1 protein-coding gene and 1 pseudogene are annotated in these 2,067 nt (G+C 63.2%); both read left to right on the top strand.

The window, feature by feature from the left end; translation table 11 throughout:
* Positions 1-126 precede the first annotated feature (126 nt).
* Entirely contained in the window at positions 127-1,662 is a 1,536-nt protein-coding gene (locus G3T14_RS23900) for a PepSY-associated TM helix domain-containing protein (RefSeq protein ID WP_163644967.1), read from the top strand.
* Positions 1,663-1,809: 147 nt separating this feature from the next.
* A pseudogene (locus G3T14_RS23905) lies at positions 1,810-1,927 on the top strand (IS6 family transposase); the annotation flags it as partial.
* Positions 1,928-2,067: the final 140 nt, after the last annotated feature.

Genomic DNA, 2,067 nt, shown 5'->3' on the forward strand with positions numbered 1-2,067 from the left:
CCTCCGTCCCGCAGCCCACGTCCAACCACCACGCCCAAGGACCTGAGCAATTACACACGAGCTGCTATTACGGGTTGCCGCGGACTATCTACGCCACGCTCCGCTACCGTTGGTAAGGCGCAGGTCATGCGCAACAGCTTCCGACAGTCGATGGCGTGGCTGCATGCCTGGTCCGGTCTCATCGTCGGCTGGGTGCTGTTTTCAGTCTTCGTCACCGGTACTGCGAGCTACTACCGCACCGAAATCTCGCACTGGATGCGGCCGGAACTGACGGCTGCCGCTCCTATGAGCCCAGCGGCGCTCGGGCAGGCCTCAGACTTCGCCCGCGCCTATCTCGAAGAAGAGGCCAAGGGCGCTCGTGCGTGGTTCATAGGCCTGCCGACGCCTGGTCATCCGGTTATCGACCTGTTCTGGCGGACCAAGCCCGGTACCCCGCCCGGCCGCGCCACACTCGATCCCTTGACCGGCGATCCAGTACGGGTCCGTGACACGAAGGGCGGCGACTTCCTCTACCGCTTCCATTTCGAGCTGAGCATGGCTCCGCTCTGGGGCCGCTGGATCGTCGGCATCTGCGCGATGATCATGCTGGTGGCGCTGATCTCCGGCATCGTCACCCACCGCCGAATCTTCGCGGACCTCTTCACCTTCCGGCGTCGGCGTTCGCAACGCGGCTGGCTCGATGCGCACAACCTCACCGGCGTTTTGGCGCTGCCGTTCCACTTGATGATCACCTATACCGGGCTCGTGACTCTCGCGGTGATGTATATGCCCTGGGGCATCGCAGCTGCCTACCAAGGCGACAGCCAGACCTTCTTTGCCGAGTCCGGCCAGATTACCACCGCCCGGAAGACCGCTGGCCGGCTCGCGCCGCTGGCACCGCTTGGGCCGATGGTTGCGCGGGCGATGGCTCTGAATGCGCAGGTACTCGAACGATTGACCGTCCAGAACCCAGGCGACGCCAACGCCATCGTGGTCGCTGTGTTCGAAGAGCCGCACGGGCTAAAGCACCGCCACCCGCAGATCGCTTTCGACGGGACCACCGGCGCGGTGGTCGAGACACTGGACGAGATAAAGCCCGCGATGGCCACCTTCGCGACAATGGTCGGCCTGCACGAGGCGCATTTTGCCGGTCCCGCCCTCAGGTTGCTGTTCTTCGCGAGTGGGTTGCTGGGCTGTGGTATGGTTGCCACCGGTCTCGTATTGTGGACGATCGCCCGCTTGCCGAAGCCGGGGGAGCGCGCTTTCTTCGGCCTGCGTCTCGTCCAGGCGCTCAATATCGGTACGATCGCCGGCTTACCGGCCGCGATCGCCAGCTACTTCCTAGCCAACCGCCTCCTGCCGATCGGCCTCGCCGGCCGCGCGGATTGGGAGGTGCGCGCTTTCTTTACGGTTTGGATCGCGGTGGCTCTGTACCCGCTGGTACTGCCGCATGGACGCCGGTGGCGGGACGCCCTCGGTGCCACTGCCCTCCTCTTCGCGGCGGTTGCTGTTGCAGACGTGACGACTGTCGGATGGGCCGGCGTTTCGTTCCTCAGCTTCGACGCAGTGATGTTCGTCGTTGCCGCTTTCTTTGCCTTCGCTCACCGAAAAGTCGGCCTCAACAGCGGACCTACTCAGGAATCACGCATAGTACGAGGGCGAACTGCTCTTAATCAAGTTTGACTGCATTCGTCAAATGAGGAGCGAGCCCGGATGATGGCATAGGTTGGAGAGGCGTTGCAGGGGCTTGTCGCGAACCTGAGCTCGCTACTCTTCACGGGTTGTTAAGCATACCCGCCGAGGTTGTCGCCTCCGCTTTAAATCCGGTCCATGATCCTGTCTGCTAACGCCGCCAAGCTTAAATCAGCGCGCAAAGGCCGACTTCAGGGGGCGGCGCTATGAGGCGGCCCTCACCGTAGAGGCAGTCTCTTGGTACCTGCGCTACCCTAACCCGTGTCGCCGGTAAGGATCTCGTGATTCTCCCCCGATTTGGTTCTCCCGCAGTTTGCGTGGATTACGCAGCGAGGAGGGCTCGCCGTCGGAGCAGGGGGAAGCTGGCGCGTCCGTACATGGTCCGCTTGAGCATCT

This window comes from Methylobacterium sp. BTF04, from assembly GCF_010692745.1.
GTDB lineage: Bacteria > Pseudomonadota > Alphaproteobacteria > Rhizobiales > Beijerinckiaceae > Methylobacterium.

Coding starts and splice junctions, on each gene's coding strand:
- G3T14_RS23900 (WP_163644967.1), top strand. CDS start 127: ATGCGCAACAGCTTCCGACAGTCGATGGCGTGGCTGCATGCCTGGTCC.